The organism is Micromonospora sp. NPDC047557 (assembly GCF_043205095.1).
Lineage (GTDB): Bacteria > Actinomycetota > Actinomycetes > Mycobacteriales > Micromonosporaceae > Micromonospora.
This window is the reverse complement of sequence record NZ_JBIDDK010000010.1, coordinates 222,893-243,132: the sequence shown is the minus strand read 5'-3', so window position 1 is coordinate 243,132 and position 20,240 is coordinate 222,893. Positions and strand designations below refer to the sequence as shown.

21 protein-coding genes and 1 pseudogene are annotated in these 20,240 nt (G+C 66.2%); 12 read left to right on the top strand and 10 right to left on the bottom strand.

Features of this window, described 5'->3' with window-relative positions; translation table 11 throughout:
• The first annotated feature begins 15 nt into the window (after positions 1-15).
• The 3 genes from ACGGAQ_RS23055 to ACGGAQ_RS23045 are packed head-to-tail and all read left to right on the top strand — an operon-like array spanning position 16 to position 3,107.
• Positions 16-1,422 carry a selenium-binding family protein gene (locus ACGGAQ_RS23055; protein ID WP_393052375.1) on the top strand — a complete coding sequence of 469 codons (1,407 nt, stop codon included), beginning with the start codon at positions 16-18 and terminating at the stop codon, positions 1,420-1,422.
• Positions 1,419-2,048 carry a hypothetical protein gene (locus ACGGAQ_RS23050; protein ID WP_393052373.1) on the top strand — a complete coding sequence of 210 codons (630 nt, stop codon included), beginning with the start codon at positions 1,419-1,421 and terminating at the stop codon, positions 2,046-2,048. The genes ACGGAQ_RS23055 and ACGGAQ_RS23050 overlap by 4 nt, the downstream gene beginning before the upstream one ends.
• A gap of 42 nt (positions 2,049-2,090) precedes the next feature.
• The gene (locus ACGGAQ_RS23045; RefSeq protein WP_393052371.1) at positions 2,091-3,107 is read left to right on the top strand and encodes a methyltransferase; all 1,017 of its coding nucleotides are present in this window, start codon (positions 2,091-2,093) and stop codon (positions 3,105-3,107) included.
• An 83-nt stretch (positions 3,108-3,190) separates the two neighbouring features.
• Here the strand turns inward: ACGGAQ_RS23045 and ACGGAQ_RS23040 are convergent, their stop codons facing one another.
• On the bottom strand, positions 3,191-4,042 hold the full coding sequence (locus tag ACGGAQ_RS23040; protein ID WP_393052370.1) for an alpha/beta fold hydrolase: 852 nt from the start codon (positions 4,040-4,042) through the stop codon (positions 3,191-3,193).
• Positions 4,043-4,219: 177 nt separating this feature from the next.
• Between ACGGAQ_RS23040 and ACGGAQ_RS23035 the strand changes: the two genes are divergently transcribed.
• From ACGGAQ_RS23035 to ACGGAQ_RS23025, 3 genes are all read left to right on the top strand, one after another.
• Complete coding sequence (locus ACGGAQ_RS23035) at positions 4,220-4,531, top strand: hypothetical protein (protein WP_393052368.1); 312 nt, start codon at positions 4,220-4,222, stop codon at positions 4,529-4,531.
• A complete protein-coding gene (locus ACGGAQ_RS23030; RefSeq protein ID WP_393052366.1) occupies positions 4,525-4,809 on the top strand; it encodes a hypothetical protein in 285 nt (94 codons plus the stop codon). Before ACGGAQ_RS23035 ends, ACGGAQ_RS23030 begins: the two co-directional genes overlap by 7 nt.
• A gap of 67 nt (positions 4,810-4,876) precedes the next feature.
• The gene (locus tag ACGGAQ_RS23025) at positions 4,877-5,743 is read left to right on the top strand and encodes a metallophosphoesterase family protein (RefSeq protein WP_393052364.1); all 867 of its coding nucleotides are present in this window, start codon (positions 4,877-4,879) and stop codon (positions 5,741-5,743) included.
• Here ACGGAQ_RS23025 and ACGGAQ_RS23020 read toward each other — a convergent pair.
• On the bottom strand, positions 5,733-6,971 hold the full coding sequence (locus ACGGAQ_RS23020) for a helix-turn-helix domain-containing protein (RefSeq protein ID WP_393052362.1): 1,239 nt from the start codon (positions 6,969-6,971) through the stop codon (positions 5,733-5,735). The genes ACGGAQ_RS23025 and ACGGAQ_RS23020 overlap by 11 nt on opposite strands.
• Positions 6,961-7,119, bottom strand: coding sequence for a hypothetical protein (locus tag ACGGAQ_RS23015; RefSeq protein WP_393052361.1), 159 nt, complete (start codon positions 7,117-7,119; stop codon positions 6,961-6,963). The genes ACGGAQ_RS23020 and ACGGAQ_RS23015 overlap by 11 nt, the downstream gene beginning before the upstream one ends.
• 194 nt (positions 7,120-7,313) lie before the next feature.
• Here ACGGAQ_RS23015 and ACGGAQ_RS23010 point away from each other — a divergent pair, with 194 nt between their 5' ends.
• Together ACGGAQ_RS23010 and ACGGAQ_RS23005 are read left to right on the top strand one after the other, a co-directional pair.
• Complete coding sequence (locus tag ACGGAQ_RS23010; RefSeq protein ID WP_393052359.1) at positions 7,314-8,063, top strand: helix-turn-helix domain-containing protein; 750 nt, start codon at positions 7,314-7,316, stop codon at positions 8,061-8,063.
• 12 nt (positions 8,064-8,075) lie between these two features.
• Positions 8,076-8,546, top strand: a complete 471-nt coding sequence (locus tag ACGGAQ_RS23005) for an NUDIX hydrolase (protein WP_393052358.1) — start codon at positions 8,076-8,078, stop codon at positions 8,544-8,546.
• On the opposite strand, the gene ACGGAQ_RS23000 is transcribed toward ACGGAQ_RS23005, so the two are convergent.
• Both ACGGAQ_RS23000 and ACGGAQ_RS22995 read right to left on the bottom strand, forming a co-directional pair.
• Entirely contained in the window at positions 8,534-9,088 is a 555-nt protein-coding gene (locus tag ACGGAQ_RS23000) for an HDIG domain-containing metalloprotein (RefSeq protein ID WP_393052356.1), read from the bottom strand. The two genes, ACGGAQ_RS23005 and ACGGAQ_RS23000, sit on opposite strands and share 13 nt — an antisense overlap.
• A 622-nt stretch (positions 9,089-9,710) precedes the next feature.
• Complete coding sequence (locus ACGGAQ_RS22995) at positions 9,711-9,980, bottom strand: DUF6959 family protein (RefSeq protein WP_393052354.1); 270 nt, start codon at positions 9,978-9,980, stop codon at positions 9,711-9,713.
• Between the two features lie 94 nt (positions 9,981-10,074).
• On the opposite strand from ACGGAQ_RS22995, the gene ACGGAQ_RS22990 reads away from it, so the two are divergent.
• Positions 10,075-10,854, top strand: a complete 780-nt coding sequence (locus ACGGAQ_RS22990) for a transposase family protein (protein WP_393052352.1) — start codon at positions 10,075-10,077, stop codon at positions 10,852-10,854.
• A gap of 83 nt (positions 10,855-10,937) precedes the next feature.
• Here ACGGAQ_RS22990 and ACGGAQ_RS22985 read toward each other — a convergent pair whose 3' ends face one another.
• The 3 genes from ACGGAQ_RS22985 to ACGGAQ_RS22975 all read right to left on the bottom strand — a co-directional run bounded on the left by ACGGAQ_RS22985 (position 10,938) and on the right by ACGGAQ_RS22975 (position 14,726).
• A complete protein-coding gene (locus tag ACGGAQ_RS22985) occupies positions 10,938-11,798 on the bottom strand; it encodes a hypothetical protein (RefSeq protein ID WP_393052350.1) in 861 nt (286 codons plus the stop codon).
• A gap of 730 nt (positions 11,799-12,528) precedes the next feature.
• Positions 12,529-13,548 (bottom strand): DUF6236 family protein, encoded by a 1,020-nt coding sequence (locus ACGGAQ_RS22980; RefSeq protein ID WP_393052349.1) that lies wholly within the window; start codon positions 13,546-13,548, stop codon positions 12,529-12,531.
• 827 nt (positions 13,549-14,375) lie between these two features.
• Positions 14,376-14,726 (bottom strand): tetratricopeptide repeat protein, encoded by a 351-nt coding sequence (locus tag ACGGAQ_RS22975; protein ID WP_393052347.1) that lies wholly within the window; start codon positions 14,724-14,726, stop codon positions 14,376-14,378.
• 1,176 nt (positions 14,727-15,902) lie between these two features.
• Here ACGGAQ_RS22975 and ACGGAQ_RS22970 point away from each other — a divergent pair.
• Positions 15,903-17,531, top strand: coding sequence for a hypothetical protein (locus tag ACGGAQ_RS22970; RefSeq protein WP_393052345.1), 1,629 nt, complete (start codon positions 15,903-15,905; stop codon positions 17,529-17,531).
• Positions 17,532-17,837: 306 nt separating this feature from the next.
• Here the strand turns inward: ACGGAQ_RS22970 and ACGGAQ_RS22965 are convergent, their stop codons facing one another.
• Positions 17,838-18,134, bottom strand: a complete 297-nt coding sequence (locus tag ACGGAQ_RS22965) for an HAD family hydrolase (protein WP_393052405.1) — start codon at positions 18,132-18,134, stop codon at positions 17,838-17,840.
• Positions 18,135-18,382: 248 nt separating this feature from the next.
• Between ACGGAQ_RS22965 and ACGGAQ_RS22960 the strand changes: the two are divergent.
• Positions 18,383-18,598: pseudogene (locus ACGGAQ_RS22960) on the top strand (transcriptional regulator); the annotation flags it as partial.
• Positions 18,599-18,662: 64 nt separating this feature from the next.
• Positions 18,663-18,875, top strand: coding sequence for a tyrosine-type recombinase/integrase (locus ACGGAQ_RS22955; RefSeq protein WP_393052343.1), 213 nt, complete (start codon positions 18,663-18,665; stop codon positions 18,873-18,875).
• A gap of 114 nt (positions 18,876-18,989) precedes the next feature.
• On the opposite strand, the gene ACGGAQ_RS22950 is transcribed toward ACGGAQ_RS22955, so the two are convergent.
• On the bottom strand, positions 18,990-19,964 hold the full coding sequence (locus tag ACGGAQ_RS22950; protein WP_393052341.1) for a hypothetical protein: 975 nt from the start codon (positions 19,962-19,964) through the stop codon (positions 18,990-18,992).
• Between the last annotated feature and the right edge of the window lie 276 nt (positions 19,965-20,240).

Genomic DNA, 20,240 nt, shown 5'->3' with positions numbered 1-20,240 from the left:
GGAAGCGGAGACCCGATGACCCGCTGGACCCCCGACCCCACCTTCTACCCGTCGCCCCGCGAAGCGGCCACCGCCCCGGTGGAGAAGCTCGCCTACGTGGCGGCCTTCGACCGTACGGCCAGCCGCCCGGACGCCATCGCGGTGCTGGACACCGACCCCGACTCCCCCGACTACGGCCGGGTCGTCGGCTGGACCGACCTGCCGTTCGTCGGCGACGAGCTGCACCACTTCGGGTGGAACGCGTGCAGCAGCGCGCTCTGCCCCACCGCCCCGCACCCGCACGTCGAGCGGCGCTACCTGATCGTGCCCGGCCTGCGCTCGTCGCGGATCCACGTCCTCGACACGCAGCCCGACCCGCGTCAGCCGCAGGTCGTCAAGGTGATCGGGCCGGAGGAGCTGGCGAAGCGGGCCGGCTACTCCCGGCCGCACACCGTGCACTGCGGCCCGGACGGCATCTACCTCTCCGCACTCGGCGGCGCGGACGGCGCGGAGGGCCCGGGCGGCATCGCGATCCTGGACCACACCACGTTCGATGTCCGCGGGGCGTGGGAGGCCGACCGGGGCGCGCAGTTCCTGGCGTACGACGTGTGGTGGCACCTCACCCAGGACGTGCTGGTCACCAGCGAGTGGGGCACCCCGTCCATGATCGAGGACGGGATCATCGGCGAGCTGCTGCTGGGCCGACGCTACGGCCATGCCATCCACTTCTGGGACCTCGCGAAACGCCGGCACGTGCAGCGGGTCGACCTGGGTGATCAGTACCAGATGCCGCTGGAGCTGCGCCCCGCGCACGATCCGACGAAGTCGTACGGGTTCGTCGGGGTGGTGATCAGCGTCGAGGACCTGTCCGCCTCGGTCTGGCTGTGGCACCGCGACGGGGACTCCTGGGCGGTCACCAAAGTGATCGACATCCCGGCCGAGCCGGCCGACCCGGCGGACCTGCCCGACCTGCTCAAGCCGTTCGGCGCGGTGCCGCCGCTGGTGACCGACATCGACCTGTCGGTGGACGACAAATTCCTCTACGTCTCCTGCTGGGGCACCGGTGAGCTGCGCCAGTACGACGTCAGCGACCCGCTGCACCCGGTGCAGACCGGCTCGGTGCACCTCGGCGGGATCGTCCGCCGCACCGCGCACCCGTCCGCACCGGACGAGGCCCTCGCGGGTGGTCCGCAGATGGTCGAGGTGAGCCGCGACGGCCGGCGGGTCTACGTCAGCAACTCCCTCTACGGCGCCTGGGACGACCAGTTCTACCCGGACGGGGTGGGCGCCTGGCTGGCCAAGCTCGACGTGGACGTCGAGGCCGGCGGGCTCACCCCCGACGTGCGGTTCTTCCCGCACGGCGAGGAGTTCCGGGGGCTGCGGGTGCACCAGACCCGGTTGCAGGGCGGGGACGCGTCCTCCGACTCGTACTGCTTCCCGTGACCCTCGGGACCCTCGCGACGCTGGCGGCGCTCGGCGCGTTCCACGGCCTGAACCCGGCGATGGGGTGGCTGTTCGCGGTGGCCCGGGGCCTGCAGGAGCGCAGCCGGGCGGCGCTGCTGCGCGCCCTGCCGCCGATCGCGGCGGGGCATCTCGCCTCGGTGGCGATCGTCGCCGCCCTGGTCACCGCCACCAGGTCGGTGACGGCGAGCACGGCCCTGGCGGTGGTCGGCGGCGTGCTGCTGGTCGGCTTCGGGTTGTGGCGGCTACTTTCCGAGCGGCACTTCCGCTGGGCGGGGATGCGGCTGTCCGCGGCACAGCTCGCCGGCTGGTCGTTCCTGATGTCGTCGGCGCACGGCGCGGGGCTGATGCTGCTGCCGGTGCTGGTCGCCGAGCCGGTGCCCGGGGGTCACTCCGGGCACCTGGCCGCCGCGCCGGTCGGTGCGCTGCCCGGGTTGGCCGCGGCGGGCGTGCACACCGTGGCGATGCTCGGCACCGCCCTGGTCGTGGCGGTGCTGGTCTACCAGGTGCTCGGGGTCGGGGTGCTGCGTCGGGCGTGGTTCAACGTCGATCGGCTCTGGGCCGGCGTGCTGGTGGCGGCGGGGTTGGTGACGCTGATCCGGGCGTGACCGTCCATCGTGGAAACGTGTGAGGTGTGATCTCATGTCGCCATGGTCACTCCGACTCCCCTCATGCAGCTGGTGGCCGGTGTGTGGGGGTTCAAGACCCTCGCGGCCAGCGTCGACCTCGGTCTGTTCACCCGGCTCGCCGGTGGGCGGACGATGACCGTCGAGCAGGCCGCGGCCGAGTTCGGGCTACCCGACCGGCCGGCGGACCTGCTGCTCGCCGCGTGCGCCTCGCTGGGCCTGTTGGAGAAGGCCGGCGACGGCTACCGCAACACCGAGTTGGCCGAGCAGTTCCTGGTCCAGGGCCGCCCCTACTATTTCGGCGCCCAGATCCGCTACTCCGACCTGCGTACCTACCTGCCGTGGCACCGCATCGGCGAGGCGCTGCGCACCGATCGACCGTTGACCTGGGACCCGGAGTCCCAGCAGTCCATGTTCGACACCGCCGACCCGGAGATGCTGGCCCAGTTCTGGGACGCCATGTATTCGACGTCGAGCTTCACGGCGAGCGCGCTTGCCGACGCGTACGACTTCTCCGCGTACCGTCGACTGCTCGACGTGGGCGGCGGGGCCGGCGCGTTCCCGATCGAGTTCTGCCGCCGTTTGCCCGAGCTGCGGGCGACAGTCCTGGACCTGCCGCACGTCTGCGTACGGGCGCGGGAGCGGATCGCGGAGGCCGGTCTGACCGGTCGGATCGACGCGGTGGCCGGCGACTTCCTCGCCGATCCCGCGTTGCCGGGTGGGCACGACGTCATCCTGCTCAGCATGATCCTGCACGACTGGGACGAGCCGACGAACCGGGCACTGCTCGCCCGTTGTCACGCGGCGCTGCCGCCCGGCGGCGCCATCGTCGTCTGCGAGCTGCTGCTCAACGACGAGCGCACCGGGCCACCGGAGGCGGCTCTGATGGGCATGAACATGTTGGTCGAGACCGAGGGCGGCCGGAACTACTCGGCGGCCGAGTACGGCGCGTGGCTCACCGACGCCGGGTTCGTCGACGTCCGTACCGTGCCGTTCGATGCCCCCGGCGCCAACGGCGCGGTCGTGGCCCGCCGGCCCTGAGCGCCGACGGCACCCGACCCCGGGGAGGGTCGGGTGCCGCAGCGTCATCGTGACGCTGGCGTCCGATCGGCTACCGGTACGGGTCAGGCGCGAGCCATGGCCGGCTGCTTCATGAAGTCCATGATCGCCTTGTTGACCTCGTCGGCGTGCGTCCACGGGATGCCGTGCGGCGCGCCCTTGAGCGTGACGAGCGTGCCGGTCGGCATCATCGGGCCGAGCCGCTGGCCGGTCACCGGGTAGGGCAGCACCCGGTCCTGGTCACCCTGCACGATCAACACCGGAATATTGATCTTCGGCAGGTCCTGTCGGAAGTCCTCCTGCCAGGCGTTCACACTGTCGTGGGTGGCCTTGCCGGAGGCCATCGCCCCGATCTGCCAGTGCGCCCGGTACGCCTCCTCGCTGACCCGCTTGCCCATGTTCTGGTCCGGGTTGAAGAACGCGTCGCAGAACGTGGTCAGGTAGGCGAAGCGGTCCTTCATGATGGCGTCCTGGAAACCCTTGAAGAGGTTCCGGTCGACGCCCTCCGGGTTGTCGTCGGCCTTGGCCAACATCGGCTGCAGCGGGCTGAGCAGCACGGCCCGGCTGACCCGCTGGGAGCCGTAGTTGCCCAGGTAGCGGACGACCTCACCGGTACCCATCGAGTGACCCACCAGGGTCACCTCGTTCAGATCCAGCTCGTTCATCAACACGTCCAGGTCTGCGGCGAACGTGTTGTAGTCGTAGCCGGACGCCGGCTGCGCCGAGTTGCCGTAACCGCGTCGATCGTAGGTGATCGTCCGGTATCCGGCGTTGAGCAACGCGTTGGTCTCCTTCTCCCACGTTGCCCCGTTGAACGGGAAGCCGTGGATGAGCACCACGGGCTGACCGGATCCGTGATCCTCGTAGTACAGGTCGATGGGCGCGGAGTTTTCCGTCCCCACGGTAACGAAAGGCATGTTTTTCTCCTGCTCCGGTTTGGGCTGTCGGACGCCCCGCGCTTTCCCGTCGGGTCGCCGGATATGCCGTCCCCCGGGCACCTCCCGTGCTAGCCACGGCGAACCTCCCCCATCGACATTTATCGACGCCGTGACTACGCTCCCCGGTAGGAAAGTTTCGCCGTACGGGAGGTGGGCATGCTTCGAGGAGTTCCCGCAGCGCTGGCCGTCGGAGCGGCCGTGGCCGCCCTGGGCGCCACGCCGGCCCAGGCCGACCCGGTGGTGCCACGGCACGCCATCGTGGTCTGTCAGAGCGCCAGCTTCTACGCCAACTACGACTCCGCCGGCGGCCCCACCGGCCTCAAGCGCACGCTCGGCTACGGAAACAAGATCGGCCACACCCCGGGCGCGCACCCGGTCTACAACGGGTGGGCGGCCGCCTTCGACTTCGGCCCGAACGACTGGGGTTACCTGCGCTCCGAGTGCATCGGCGGGTACGACTCATGGTGAGGACCCGGGTGATGGCCGGCGTGCTGGCCGGGATCGTCGCCGCGACCCTCGCCGCGCCGGCCCCGGCGCAGGCCGCCAACGGCACGATCGGCCAGCGGGAGACGGTGTGCGCGAGCGACCTGTTCGTCCGCACGCAGCCCAACGGTGCCTGGATGGGCACCCTCTACCAGGGTCAGACGTTCCTGGTCGAAGGGCCTCGCAGCGGCGGCTACGTCTACGGCTTCGCCTACGGATACATCAACCGCCGCGGCTGGGTGCAGGACGGCTGGTTCTGCTGAACGGTCGGCCGGCGACGCGACCGGATCGGAGTGTCCCGATCCGGCCGCGGCGGCCTAGCCTCGAAAGGTGAGCCCTTCGCCCCGGCTGCGAGCCGTCAGCGACCTGCACATCAGCTACGCGGAGAACCGCGCGTTCGTCCAGGAGCTGCGGCCGGACCACCCCGGCGACTGGCTGCTCGTCGCCGGTGACGTGGCCGAGCGGTACGCCGACATCGAGTGGGCGCTCGGCCTGCTGAGCAGCCGCTTCGCCCGGGTGGTCTGGGCGCCCGGCAACCACGAGCTGTGGACGCCGCCCGGCGACCCGGCGCACCTGCGCGGCGAGACCCGCTACCGCGAGCTGGTCGAGCTGTGCCGGCGGCTGGGAGTCGTCACGCCCGAGGACCCGTACCCGGTGTGGGACGGCGAGGGCGGGCCCGCCACCATCGCCCCGCTCTTCGTGCTCTACGACTACACGTTCCGGGTGCCGCAGGCGCGCACCAAGCAGGAGTCGCTGGACCTGGCGTACGCGGCGGGGGTGGTCTGCACGGACGAGGCGCTGCTGCACCCCGACCCGTACCCGAGCCGGGAGGCGTGGTGCGACGCCCGCATCACCGAGACCGAGCGCCGACTGGCCGAGCGCGACCCGGCGCTGCCGACCGTGCTGGTCAACCACTACCCGCTGGTGCGCGAACCCACCGACGTCCTGTGGTTCCCGGAGTTCGCCCAGTGGTGCGGCACCGTCCGCACCCGCGACTGGCACCTGCGCTTCGGCGCGTCCACGATGGTCTACGGGCACCTGCACATCCCCCGTACGACCTTCTACGACGGGGTGCGGTTCGAGGAGGTCTCGCTGGGCTACCCGCGCGAGTGGCGGCGACGCGGCCCGGTCCCGGACCCCGTCCGCACCATCAACCCCGCCGACGACCTGCGCCGGCGCGAGTCCGTCAGCGGGTGAGGCCGACCAGCGTCGCCAGTCGCGCCACGCCGGCCGGCGCCGGGTTCGCGCGGGCGACATCGGCGATGAGAGTACGCGCCAACGGCCGCCACCGAACCTCAGCCGGCGCGACACTGTCCGCGTCGACCAGGGCGCGTGCCGCCCCGCGCAGGTCCCCGGTGTGGAGGTACGCCCGCGCGACGTCGAGCAGGTAGGCGCCCCGATACTCGGCCGGCAGCCGCCGCCACGCCTCCCGCCGAACGATGCTCACATGCCGTTTCAGTGCGCCGTCGGTGTCACCTCGTTGGGTTGCGAGCAGCACGCGTGCCATCTCCACAGCGACCGGTCCGAAGCTGGTGCGGTGCTGATCGTCGTACCCCCGCAGGCTGGCGGCGATGCCCGCGGCCCGGTCGGTCAGCTCGTCGGCGCGGCGGTGCTCGCCGCAGCCGGCGACGGCGAGCGCGGCCTGCATCAGCAACGTCCCACCCAGAGCGCTCCCCCGCCGATCACCCCCACCCACACCCGGGCCCCGGTGATCATGGGGTTCGTGGGCAGTTTGATCTCCAAACGCCTCGCCAACCTCATGTTCATAGAGGTGGGTCGGCGCTGGGAGGACACGTGTGGCCGCCGCAAGGGTCACCGACAGGGCCAGCCGGTTGCGGCCTGAAGCGCGTAGCGCCTGGGCCACCGCGACCGCCGCCGTCGTCGCGAGCAGCGGGTCATCGCCGGCAGCGCCCATGGCCCGGTCGGCGGCCAGCCAGGCGAGGTCCGCCTCACCGAGCTTGACCAGCAGCAGAGAGGTGATCCCGTACGCCTGCACCAGCTCCCTTGTCGACCGCGCGCCCTGGGCGGCGTCGAGCAGGCCCGGCACCGAGCGCACCAACTGCGGGTAGTGCGCGTGCTGGTAGGTCAACCAGGCATGCCCGACCTGCCGCCTCAGCTCGTGCATGTGTGGTGGGGTCGGCGGGGTGTCGTAGCGGGCGAGCGCGGCCCGGATGTCGTCCACTCCGGTCGGGGTGCTCGCCGGGGTGCTGGGCGGCTGGCCGAGCAGCACCTCTGGATCGACCCGCAGGACGCGGGACAGCTCTTGGATCACCGAGTACCGATCGAGGGGGCGGACGCCGCGCTCGATCTTGTCGACCCAGCTCTTGGACCTGCGCAGTCGATCGGCCAGCATCTGCTGGGTCATCGACCGCCGCACCCGCCAGCCGGCCACGCGACGGCCGATGGGGAGGTCATCACTGCTCACGCCGCCACCGCCGGTCCGGGACCGCACGGGTCGTGTCGTCCACGGGCACACGCTCTGCCTCGGCCTGAGCCAGAATGCGCTGCTTGGCAGCCTCCCGCTCGACCGCCTCAGCCTGCTCACCCTTGCTCGCCGTCTCGTCGCCGCGCATAGCCACCTCCATTAGGCCATCGGCGCGGCGTTCCCGTTGATTCGTCGCGTCCTATCTGGATGGCACGTGTTGTGAGTTCAGGCTCTGCGAATTCGTGATGACGACTTCACCGCGAGTTACGGACGAGTAGGGACGTCCTTGTTAGAGTGAGTCGTCCCCGATGCCGTCCCCAAGCCGAGTGAGCAGGAGACGCGATGCCGAACGACCGTCTTCGCAACGGGATGCTCAAAAAGGGCCTAACGGCAGCAGCGCTGGCCGAGAGGGTCGGCGTCGACTCGAAGACTGTCGAGCGGTGGGTAACTCAGGCTCGCATCCCGTATCCGCGCTATCGCCACTCCATCGCCGAGCTACTGGGCGAGAGCGAGTCGTACCTCTGGCCGGACGCGCTACCGACGCAGCGAGCCGTGCAGATCAGCCAGTCAGAACTGGTCCACATCTATCCGCGCCGCGGAGCCGTTCCTACCGACCTCTGGCAGCGACTCCTGGAGCAGGCCACCCGGCAGGTTGGTGTCCTGGTCTACGGAGGGCTGTTCCTGCCCGAGTTCAACCACCGCTGGATCGCGACCCTACGCGAGAAGGCTTTGGCTGGAGCGCAGGTGGAGTTGCTGTTCGGCGACCCGGAGGGCGTGCACATCGCGGAGCGAGGAGACGCCGAGGGCATCGGCGCCGCCATGTCCAACAAGATTCTCAACTCGTTGGCCTTCTACAAGGAGCTTCGGGATCTGGACAACGTCGGGATCTACTTCCACGACACCATCCTCTACAACTCCATCTACCGCTTCGACGACGAGATGCTGGTCAACACTCATCTCTACGGCACGCCGGCCGCGTACTCGCCAGTGCTGCACATACGGCGTCTTGGTGGCGGAGACCTCTTCGACAGCTACGTAGCCAGCTTCAACCGGGTACTCGGGCAGAAGCGGGCTGTGTGGCCTGAACACTGACAGGGTGGAGGCATGGCGCGGATCGAGCACTTCGACAACCCGAACGCTCCGAAGCCGAACAGGATCGTCGTAGCGGTGACTGTCTTCGTTCAGGACCGTCGAGGCCGGTTGCTACTCATCCAGCGGACCGACAACGGCCTCTGGGCACTGCCGGGCGGTGCTCAGGACTTCGGGGAGTACATCGCCGAGACCGCCGTACGGGAGACGCGCGAGGAGACCGGCATCGAGGTTGAGGTGACCGAGATAGTTGGGATCTACTCCGATCCCAGGCACCTCGTGGAGTACAGCGACGGCGAGGTACGGCAGCAGTTCTCGATCTGCTTCCGCGCCCAGTACCTCTCCGGCGACCCGGCGACCAGCGATGAGTCCTCGTCCGTGGCGTGGGTGGCCCGTGACCAGCTTGACCGGCTTTCGATGCACCCTTCGATGCGGCTCAGGGTCGACCACGGATTCCAGCGGCTTCCGGTCCCCTACATCGGCTGAGCTGACAGGCGACGCTGAGTCCTGCCTATGGCCTCTCGAAGCACCGGTTCAGCCTTCTGCCAGAACCGCGTCACGACATCGTCCGGACCGTAGCGCTGCCGGATCTCCGCCAGCCTCTCGTCGACGGTGAGATCCTGGCCGTCCGGGCCGGTCGTCATGTCCGCGTACCAGAGCGCATCTGAGGTAGCGGTCTCTTCACGCGGGAACTCGCTGGCCAGAACCTGTCGCAAACCGCGCGCCTCTGCTTCGTGGACAGCGCAGGAGTGGTGGGCGACCAGAGCCGCGAGCCGATCTGGAAAGCCTTGCCGCCGAAGCCATCGTGCCCCGTCCAGCGCGTGGAAACCCGTAACGGCGACGCCTGGGGCGTACCCGATGTCGTGCAGCCACGCCGCCGCCGTCAGCAGCTCCGCATCAACTCCCACCAGGCGCGCAAGCCCCTCTGCCTTCGCCGCGACCGCCCGGACATGCAACCACCGACGGGGTAGGGCATCTTGCAGATGACGCCGCGATATTGTCGCGGCTAATCGGGAGGACGGGCTCACGCGGGAAGTTTAGAACCTGGCCGACACCATCACCCGGCGTCCGCACCCCCAATCTGCGTTACGAACTGCCGCCGGCCCGCGGCCTTGCTCCCGACAGCCAGACTGCCGTCTGCCATCCCTGCAACCGAGGACTTCGCCGGGGCCTGTCTGCCCCGAGCAGCGCTGCAGGCGGCCGAGCGATCGGGGCAGACGGATGCGGCAGCCCACGACATGCGGAAAACCGGGTTCCCAGTCGCCTCCTGACCTGTTGCGGGCTTCGAGCAGGATTGAGGACGACGAAGGAGAGAGCCGATGAGAGGGCGTCGACCGGTCCGGCGACGACGACAGCGCCGCGCGTCGACGAAGGCGACGGATTGGCTGCAAGGCGTCTCTGCGCTGCTCGCCGTGGTGCTCGCGGCACCAGCCCTGCTTGTTGCGCTGGTGACGTACCGGGACCAGCAGGAGGTCAATCGGGCGCAACTGGCCCTGACTCAGTTGGAGCGCCTACGTTACGAACAAAGGTTCGCGGCGAGGGTAGCTAAGGGACGTCTCGTATCTCGACGATGGTGAGATGTCCGTCGCTGCTGCGGTGGTGCGACCGACGGTGGTCTTCGAGGTGAGCCTTCTGCCGGTGACCGCCGTATCAGTACGGCCGCTGGATTCCTCGCTCCGAGAGCGTCGCTTCGTAGAAGCCGAGGAAGCGCTCTGCCTCTCCGACTACGTCGTCCAGCTCGTCGAGAGCTGCGCGGTCGCCGGGGTCATGGCGCAGTAGGCGCGCCGCGTCCGCCAGCTGCACCAGCAGGGCAGCGAACGTATCGCCCTGCAGGTGGATGCCGGGGAATGCCCTACCCGGAAGCTGCACGACGGCACAGTTGGTACCACGGGACAGCACCTGCGCTTGATCCTGGCTCATCTGAGCAGGATTTCAGCACCACTCGAAGATCGTTCAACAGACGTCTCCTCACCCCGGTGACTGTCTAGTTAAGACGGCCGGTCAGGCTGCCTGGGTGCAGGTGATCACCGGAGCTCGCTCGGCGTGGATTTTCCCGTTCACCGGGCTGCAGCCCGCCCAGTTCCGCCAGCTGGTCCGCTTGGTCGCCGAGCGTGGCGGTGACGCGATTCGTGACGGGCGGCCGGGCCGGCAATGGGCTCTCGACCTGCCCGATCGGGTGCTGTTGGTGGCCGTGTACTGGCGCAAGAACCTGACCATGCGTCAGATCGGCCCGCTGTTCGGGGTGTCGCACTCCGCTGCGCATCGGGTCATCGACACCCTTGGCCCATTGCTGGCCCTGGCACCGGTGCGCCGACGGCCGGTCGACCAGATCGCCATCGTCGACGGCACCCTGATCCCCACTCGCGATCACCGTCTGGCCACCAAGAGCAAGAACTACCGGTACTCGACGAACCTGCAGGTCGCCATCGACGCCAGCACCCGGCTGGTCATCGCTGTCGGCGACCCGCAGCCCGGCAATCGCAACGACACGATCGTCTACCGCACCAGCGGCATCGAAGAGAAACTGGCCGGGCGCCCCGTCATGGCCGACGGCGGTTACCGCGGCAACTCCGAGGTGATCATCCCGTACCGCAAGCCCGCCGACGGCGGTGTGCTGCCAGCCTGGAAAGAGGAGCTGAACAGCCACCACCGCATCGTCCGCGCCGGAGTCGAACACGCTCTGGCCAGGATGAAGTGCTTCAAGATCCTGCGCGACTACCGCCGCGCCGCCCACACATTGGCCGACGCCGCCTCCGGCATCGCCAACCTCCACAACATCATCCTGACCGGCTGACCGCCGGCCGGCGCTGGGACACGCCTTTACCCAGTTACGAGACGTCCCTTAGGGTGCTTGTCCCTAAACGCGGGCTGATTGCCTCAGACTGAGTCCGTGACGGTCCCTGACGTGGACGGCTGACTACTCAGCTGAAGCCCCACGATGCTCAAGAGATCTATGCAGCAGGAGTCGAACGTTGACTGGATCGTGAGCGGCTCATAGAGGTTGGTGAGATGCGGAGGGGCCTGCGTGGCGAGTTCTCGTTGAGTCGCGGCGTAGTCGGCGGCGGCCATCAGGTGTGCTTGACGTGCTGCGGCGAACTGACTGTCTGTGACCTTTTCAGCCTTAAGCGCGGACACAGCAGCGAGTCTGGCATCAATGAGTCGAAGGACCGACTCGACCGTCAGCGGCGCGGCTGGGTGTCCCAGCTCTCTCCGGACGCCGTCGGGCTCGAACACGCCACGGACACCTGCCTCTAGGCGGGAAGGATCAGCCCGCCCGGTGTAGGCAACCTCTGCCATGGCATCGACGAGTTCGCGCCTGGCACGTGAGGCGGTGGCCGGATGGTCCAGTTGTCCCAGGACCAGACGTGCCTGCTCCCGCGCCCGCTTCCGGTTAGACACCTCGTTGGCCTTCAGCCAAGTCATCAATGCGCGTCTCGCCTGGCGGAGCGGTACGAACTCGTCGCCCCAGTACAGCCAAATGAACACCGGGATGGGCGCCAGTTTCGTTACTCGGGACACTTCGGCACGTTTCGCGAGAAGCGTGAGGAAGAGTCTTCGCTGATGGGGAGCGTAGAGGCCCTTGCTGGATCCCAGCCCTCGCCCTCGTGGCTGGCGGCGCGGCTGGTCGAGCAGACCGAGGCTTACCCAGTCGGTGATCAGCCGGGTTGTGGCCTGGTAGCCCTCGGCCCGAGCATCCGTGACCAGATCATCGATCGTGCCGGGTCCGGTGAGATCCATGCTTTAGAAATTACACCACATCGGCACCCGCGAGGTCGGTGAAGCCTCTGGATCTCGCGGCTGCAAACGCCCACACTCGTATGGGCATGACACGCTGTGCCGGCCCTTCGGCCGCAATCAACCAGCTCGACAAGCAAGGGAGGTGACAGGAATGAGGGATCTACGCCAGATCGTCAAGTGGGTGGCTGCCGTGGCCGTGGCCGTTCAGGCGGTTCGGACTGCACACGCTCTGACGCGTCAGACCTTCCGTCTCTGACGGTCGTGCGCGGACCGGTCGGGCTGGCAGCCGCCTTGGAGTCTCATGCACCTGCCAGCCTCGGCGGTCCGACATCTCGCTGACAAGCTCTGTGCACGTCGTCCGTGCTCGTCCGGGAATGGCTGCACGCTCGGAGCTTCGTCCATGCCTGGACTCGTCAGCGTGCTTGCGTCCGGCGCGGTTGCTGTCAGCCTTGCTGTCGACAGCCATCCGGCAGACGACCCGGGCCGACTCCCGCTGGGGGATGCGGACTAAGACCTTCGGCCACTGCCAGCTGGTGCCGACCCGCGTTGACGAGCAAATGCCCGGCCTCTTCGCTTCACGGCCGGGATCGCGGTGCACCGACGCTCGCGCTGCCTCCTTGCTGCCTCGCTGCCTAACGCCCCGCCTACAAGATCGCCGCAGCAGGTCCGTGACCGGGCATTCTCGTCAGCTTGGATCGGCGCCCGCCTATGCTGTGGAAGGGTCGTCAGCTCAAGCGGCCCCTCCGACAAGTTTCTGCGTCCGATGCAGGTACGTGTAGTCAGAGACACCCCTACTGATGTCCCGCCGCAACCGTGTCGTTGCGACGTTGACCGCTCCGCCGGAGAGAGCCATCAGAGGTACGTTCAGTATGTTCAGGTCTGGTTGCGCGGCGGCTCCGAAGCCGGCAGCAAGGGCGACAAAAGCCGCGACCGGACGGGCTACCCAACTCCACTTCGTGCTGCGTGCCGCAGCATCCAGTTCCGCTGTCGCTTCGGTCAGTTCTCGCTCCACCAAACGAAAGGCGTCCTGTGGGTGACGGTCAGCTTGCTTCAGCTGATGCAGGAGGTCGTCGATGGCAAGCATCAGTCTTTGTCGCTCGGCGTCGTATCTCGTCCTGAAGCGCACGAGATCACCGATCATCACATCATCTCGTGGTACCGGCAGGAGCGGACCCACATTGACCTGCCAGCACGCCGTCACGTCGTAGCCGGATGCCGTGTCTGTGCCAAGGAGGTGCGCCGCTTTTATGTCGGTGTGCGGGCGTAGCCCTTCAGGGCCGCTGCAGCCCGACTCAGCGTTGATGCCGGCAGCGATACGCCCCGCGATGAGGCTGACGACGACGTTGAGCAGCGCCGGCGCGGCGACCAGCCGCGAACGGCTGCCAGGATGCCGGTACACCAGCCTCCGCTGGAGCAACTCCTTCACGACACTCTTGTGCAGCTTGTCCACATGGAGAGTGCTGAACTCACCAGGCGGCGGTTCAGCTGGCGGAATCAGGGCATCCAGCGGCACTTGCTTCAGCGCATGATCGAGTTCCATCTCGATCTCGTACAGCTCGAAGGGCCCGAACGCCCGGTGAGCCTCGAGCGGCCGGTAGAGGCCAGCGTCCTGGACCTCCTTCATCCGCGCACTTAGCCGGTCCTCCCATCCTGGCGCTACGACCGTAGCGAGGTCGTCCCAATACAAGATCGCTTGCTGGAGAACGGGCGGCGGCGCGTTCGCGAACGGGTAGTAGAGCATCCCAGCCATGCCAACCTCCACCGGGGAGAACTCACGGCGATTGATGTCAAGAAATCTAGCGCCTACCGCGTAGGAATGGTTCAACGCATGTCGGCGTGTACAAGAGCATGACGGCCCGCAGCGGTCGCCGCTCATCGCTACCGCTGCCAGATCGTGGACCAGGTGCCACCAGCAACACCTACGGCACGCAGCTAACAGCGCCCCTCCAGACCTTCTGGACCGCATACATAGCGACCCAGAGCGCCGACGTGCATCCCCCAGCAGGTGAGATGGGCGGCCAGGAGGGCGAAGCAGAGGCCGAGGCTTGAACCCTAATCCGAGACGTGACGGAGAAGTCGGCCAAGACGGACGTACCGGTGCGCTTGCCTGGCCTCCATCCCTCGGCAACTCTCGACGTCTCACACGCGTTCTCGCTGTCGGCTGTGCCGAATCTGTGCCCGATGATCTTGACTCGGTGCCCGGCATCCGGATAGGGACCCACCCGCGCGTCGCCTAAGCACACTCGGTTTAGGAAGGCGGCAGCGGCAGTCTCACCACTGTGGCCGTTACCTGCGCGCCTGGGATGCCTTCCGGTTCTCCGCGTCAAGATCATTGCACGCACTTTGCACGAGGCGCTGCGGACGCCCGAGGACGGCCGGAGGCCGCCCGCAGGGCGAGCCGCAAGCGCGCCTGCCCTGCATTGCAAAGATCAAGACTTCTGTCGGCCAGCGTCGGTGATTGCCGCTGGCCTGCTCGCCGTGTCGTCGACCGTCGGCCCCGGACCGTGTCCGTCGGCCGGCTTGGCTGTACGGATGGCTGTACAAGCCAGCCCCTCGTTCGAGTACGGGTACGCAGTGTTATCGGTTGTCCTCAGGAGTTGCCTCGTGCTGCCGACCGTGGCTCCCTTGGTTGTTCCTACGGTGCTTGTCGGCCTTCGGTAGCGCTTTCGCTGCCTTCTTGCTGCTCCCCGCAGCGTCAGTAGCGTGCTGAAGGTTGGCTGCGATCGTCCGGGTCTGTGGATCGTCGTCGCAGAGGACCCGCCGACTGTCGGCCAGCACCTGCTCCAACAGGGTGATCGCCTCACCGACCCGCCCCACCGCCCGGTAGGCGTAGGCCAGGTTGTTGCCCGAGGCCAGGGTGCTCGGGTGGTCGTCGCCGAGGACCCGCCGGTAGTCGGCCAGCGCCTGCTCGAACAGGGTAATCGCCATACGACCCGCCCGCCCGACTGGGTGTCGGGTTTCGGTCTGATCGTCGCGCCGGAGGCACAGCTCTAACCCGCACCCCTCCCTCACCCCACCACCCCTCACACCACCCCAACCCCTTCCCCACCCCCGGACCTGAGCGACCGTGCGGAACCGTTCGGCAACTTCGCCCCGCCGTGGTTGGCCTGCCGGATCTCGTGCTGGTTCGGGATCGTCGGCACCGGGTGGAACGGCGTCCGCCTGGCCCTGATCGTCCTTCGAGACTCGTCACCGAGTCACTTCACCGACCCAGGTGTGACGCGCGGGCCGGGGCGTGGGGTTCGGGCCGGCTGATTTTTCCGCCCCGGCGCCCTTGCGCCGGGGCGGCGGCTCCGCAAGAGCCGTTTGCCGCGCCCCGGCCCGCGCCGCGCGGAACGCGCTTGATCTAGTACAGGCAAATTCGGCAAGAGGTCACGGTCACGTCTGGGTCGGCATGGCCGGCAGGGCACAGCACCGGCCCCGGCCGTCGCGTTCCTGATCCGCCCCCGGGAAGGGCTCTGGCTCGCCTACGTGGCTGACTTCGGCTGCCTGTCCGTTCCGCACGTCGCCGCCCTGTCGCCTGCTCTTGGTCGCTCCGCGGCTTCCTCGGTCACGTCCTGGTCCTCAATGGCAGAGGTCCGCGCGGACGTGCACACCACGGCGGCAGCTCCACGGCTCAGTCCCGCCATTCGCCGTCGTCTTTGCGCAGCTCCCACCGCCACTGTTACGCGGTCCCGACCAGTTAGCTTGTCCCTTCGCACCAGGTACCCTGCACCGGCTCCACCACCGTCGCCCGCTCATCGCCCTGGTCCTCAACAGCGACCCTGCGGGCTCGATCTTCGACGGCGGTCGACATGACCGGCTCATCTAGTCGCGGTAGCTGCGCCACTGCTCCCGCAGCTGGTCATGCCACGGCTCAGCCAGCACCCGCGATAGGGCCATCTCCGCCACCGGCGCTGACTTCAACAGCCCACGATGCCCCGGGCAGCAACGAGGCCGGCGCATACGATCGCCGCTAGCACGAGAAGCGCCCACGGCTACCGTCCGCCGGCCTACGCCGCTCACTGACTCGATGCGGCCGCCAACGGTATATCTTCTCTCCCGGGATCACGCTAGACAATACGCCGAAGACGCTCTGCGCTAGCAGATGGTACTGTGCTACCCGTGTGGAATCAGGCCCTAACGCTATCGCGCGAAACCTTCGGCGACCCTTTCGTGGCTTATGCGCTTAACGTAGAAGAAAAAGATCTGGCCGCCTTGGAAGTATCAGCCGAGAGGGCGGATGTAATTCGCATCTTGGAGCATCATGCAATGCGTCCGGTCAACCCGAGATCACACAACGATCCTAGTTCTTGGCTGTGGGAAAAAGTTCCGCCGATACTTCAATCTTTATCTAGCCTGCGGCACCAATGCGGCGGAACGCCTCCGCCTTTTGAATCTGAAGACGAGGTCGAGGCATTACTGCTTGAGGCCGTATATCATGTGTGGCCAGCCCTTCTACTCCCCCCACCAGAAAAGGATTCGTCTTCCCTGCGCGCAGGAATGCAATTCGCGATCCTGGGGATGCCAATAAATGCCGCCCTGGGTCTCGCAATAGTCCGCGACACTGATTTTCGTAAAATATTTACTGACGACGCTCGATTCGAAGCGCTGGACCTTTTAGAGGAAAGCAAGAAGCTCCGCGTCCACACCAATCTATGGTGGAGGTCGGGGCAAGGCGGGACAACCTGGGTGGAAGCCATCGCCAGCCATCTCGTCTTGCATGGAGTCACCATGGCTGGTATCCATGATCAAAGAACTTTCGCAGACGCCGCACGTTATGCTTCAGCCGGTTTGCAGATCGCGCGGAGGCTTGCAGGAGGAAGGCAAGCAACGGTGCCACTGATGGCGACAATCTCGAACATAGATTTGGGGGATGACGTTGATGAGATTGATACCGCCTGGGGTAAGCTGTTCCGTCCGACTCCGATGAGTCGGGCGCTGCTGCGAGAAGTCGGACTCTGGCACAATGGAAGCCCTCGCGAAACTACAGCAGTACTGGCGTCCGAGGCGTTCGATAAGTTGGTTTGCCTTCAGCACAGGTGGCCAGACGTAGAATTTGAAGATGACCACAAGTGGTGGAAGTCGTACTCGGACGAGACGAACAAGGCTTGGACAGAAGCCGAGTCCATGCTGGACAAACTACGTTTTTCCCTCCTCCTGTCGTCTAGCCCGGATAGCCTGATAGCCGCAGTGGCAGAATCAGCCAGCTATCTCAACCCTCTGGCCAGGTCGGATGCGAGGCACCTGAACTACTTTGTGCAGGTCTTCGCCGGCCGTACGGTCATCACCTCATCCATTGCTGAGACAGTCCAACAATGGTCGTATCGAGTCAAGGATGAGCACCCGAGGTCTCTCGAAACCGGCATGCGACGGCTACTTTCAGCTGCCACGTTTCGCCTAGATCCAATGGACGGGTTTATCGATGCCGTAATGTGCTGGGAAAACCTTTTTGGCGAGGCGCAAGAAACCTCTTTTAAAGTTTGCGGGGCGCTCGCGAAGCTACTTGAGCCAAACGATCGACTTCGCCGAGAGGCCCTGTATGGCGAGCTGAAAAAACTCTATGACACCAGAAGCAAGATTGTGCATGGCTCACCCAGGGAGCCAACCCGACAATCTGCGGCAGAGCATCGAGATAGAGCTGTTGTAATCGCCTTGACGGCCTTGCGCGCAGCATACGAATATCCCGGACTAATTAAGCTTGGCGACTCGTCCGAACGATACAAGCAAGTTCTACTAGAATTTCCGCATTAATGGGTACGAGCTTCAGTCGACATGATCGGCTCATCTCGTCGCGGTAGCTGCGCCACTGCTCCCGCAGCTGGTCATGCCACGGCTCAGCCAGCACCCGCGATAGGGCCATCTCCGCCACCGGCGCTGACTTCAACAGCCCACGATGCCCCGGGCAGCAACGAGGCCGGCGCATACGATCGCCGCTAGCACGAGAAGCGCCCACGGCTACCGTCCGCCGGCCTACGCCGCTCACTGACTCGATGCGGCCACCAACGTGCAATTCCTCCCGATGGTCACCTATGCACCATACAGAGTGGCGAGAGGAGATCAGGCCTCCTTAACCTGCACCAAGGCTTGAGCTACCTGCCGCATCGACGTGACGACCACGTCGGCGCCTGCCGCCTCGAATTCCGCTTCCTTCGCTGGCTTGTTTGCGTACCCGATCACGCGGACACCTGCGGCCTTCGCTCCCTCAACGTCGGACAACGAGTCACCGACCAGCACGCATAGCGCCGGGGCAGTCCTCAGCGACGCTGCTGCGTCCAGGATAGGCGCAGGGTTCGGCTTCATCCGCGAGGGCTCGGCGTATGCCCGGCCAACAACCCGGGCGACATGGGTGGTCAGCCGATGGTCTCTTAGTTAGCTCTCTACGGCCTGCGGGGAGTTGTTGCTGACGACCGCGATCGGCAAGTCGATCTGTCGTGCGGCCACGATGACCTCTCGACCGTACGCAGTCGGCTCCGCGGTCGATACCGCCTTCACTTCTGCCGCGATTAGAGCGTCTTCGGCCACCCGCACCAACTCGTGGCTCGCTGAGTGGCACGCGGTTTGCGGTTCCGTTCGAGGCGGTCTTCCCGCGCGGTGCGGTGTTCATGCCGGACTCGATCGCGGAGGCGCAGGACTTCGATGAGAAGACGCGGATGCGGACTCCGTCGAAGGACAGGCTGACGGGTCAGCGGGTGTGACAGTGCCGGGTGATGGACATGAACCCGGAGTTGGGTGCCCGATCGCGTGAGGTGTCGATCAAGATCCTCGCGGATCACCAGCCGGTGCCGCCGGTGGGTCCGTTCCAGGCGGTGGAGTTCGAAACCTGACGCTGACGCCGTAGCGGAGGTCACCACCGAGCGGGAAGCCATCGCCCACGTCGCAAAAATGGCGCCGGGCGGGCTGCGCTTCCACGACCTACGGCACTCATACGCCACAGAGCTGGTATCGCGCGGTGTCCCGGTCAACGACGTCCAGGCCGTGATGGGCCACGAGAAGCCGTCGACCACGTTGAACCTCTACACCCACCGATCAGACGGGAGGGATCAACGCATCCGGGAGGCGTTCGCTGACGATCCGCTGACGCCCAACGACGACTGACGATGGAATCAGTAAGAGCCACCCTCTCGCGAGGGTGGCTCTTACTGATTATTTCGATGGTGGGCGATGCTGGTATCGAACCAGCGACCTCTTCGGTGTGAACGTGGATGGGCCTCACCGTTGGGTGCCGTCGGACACCCTTCGATGGCGCTGACCGTGGCCGCTTTGCTGTCCCGTGTCGCCTGCTGCTGGCGGTTGCCGCTGCTTTCGCTGCCTCCTGGCTGCCTCACCTCTCCCCGGACTAGCCTGACCGGGCTCGTCCGATCCCGGTCCAACCCGACTAGCCGTTTCATGCACGTCTTCTTGCGGGACGTCGCCGCATGAAAGCATGAAACCGAGTAGTGCCAACAGAATGAAATAGCCGACGAGAAACGCGTTGGTGACCGTCGGCGACGGCAGAAATTCGGGGGACCTTACAGTTATATCCCCAGATACAATTGCCACGATCACGCTAACAACCAATACAGTGATTGGCGCCGCCACCTGGAACTGCGGGGAGTACTTCCGCCAGGCAGCTCTCTGAGCAATTGGAGTCAACGAGACCGCCAGGACGGCCGCCAGCGCAGCGGTAAGAATGAGGCCCATTCCAGACAATGACGGCTCACAAGGGCCGACCTTCGCTGCACGGGCCGCCACGACGTCCGATGTCCCGTTGACGACGTAGTTATAAGCAAGAGCAGGGACGGCGACCACTGTGACGAAACGCGCAGTCGCAACCACGGCTCGATCAACAGCCGAGCGCTGCATCAGCAGCGTTACACCTTGAAACAGCATGATTACGGCCAAGCCGAAAACGACCCCGTTCACAATCGATGCTGTTGCAGCCCTAGGCCTTGCGTCGATGTCGGTCTCACCGGCTAGTACCGAATAGATCAGCGTTGTGATCACAAGCGCAACGAAGGCAGCGAATAACGCAAGAAGTTCGCCGCCCGCTCTGCGCTTGCGGCCTTCGCGCCGGGTACGTTTAGCGGGCCTTAGAAGGAATACCATCGCCGTAAAAGCGAAGCCTGCCAGGACACCGCTCATTTGCGAATAGTAGCCCGATATGACAGCAATGTTGATCAGGGATGGGCAATCAACGCTGGGCATAGCGACACCTCGACTAGTTCATGGCACCGAGCCAGGTTGAGAGGAGGCTAGCGTTGATCGGCGCAAGCCGAAGCCGCTGACCCAAGCATCTGTCGGAAGTCGGACTCTCGTCGCCAGCGGCTTCATGCCGGGGCTGTCGAACGTACTTGCTCTCTGGCGGGTTGGCCCGGCAAGAGAGGGACGCGTCACTTGGCGTTGTACTGATCCCGCTGACCAGCAGAGGCAATCAAAGCGGGCATCACACCGCCGGGCCTGCTACGTCAAGCGGCCTTCACG